1 protein-coding gene is annotated in these 277 nt (G+C 64.3%); it reads right to left on the bottom strand.

Annotation, left to right across the window (positions count from 1 at the left end; genetic code table 11):
- On the bottom strand, positions 1-277 hold a 277-nt coding region (locus SCA31_RS23185; protein WP_410699380.1), incomplete at both ends, for a formyltransferase family protein.

The raw sequence follows: 277 nt of genomic DNA, 5'->3' as shown, positions 1-277 counted from the left end.
CAGGTTGACCCAACCGTGCCGAGGTATTGCCAACGCGGCCGGGGGAACAATTCCGCCGTAGGCAACAATGGCCGCGACGTCCGGGGCAATCTCTGAGATGCGTTTGGTGGTCTCTGCATCCACCTTTACTGCGCGGATGACCTCAATGCCGAGTTCCTCTGCGCGCGCTGCCACAGGAGAGGGCGTCATGATCCGCTTGCGCCCCACGGGCGCGTCCGGTCGGGTGAGGACAGCTACGACGTCGAACCCTGCCTTCAGCAGTGCGTTCAGCGACGGC

The sequence above is a fragment of the Chryseobacterium sp. SIMBA_028 genome (assembly GCF_046535285.1).
Lineage (GTDB): Bacteria > Bacteroidota > Bacteroidia > Flavobacteriales > Weeksellaceae > Chryseobacterium.
Note: the sequence above shows the minus strand (reverse complement) of the source record. Positions and strands in the feature narration are given on the sequence as shown.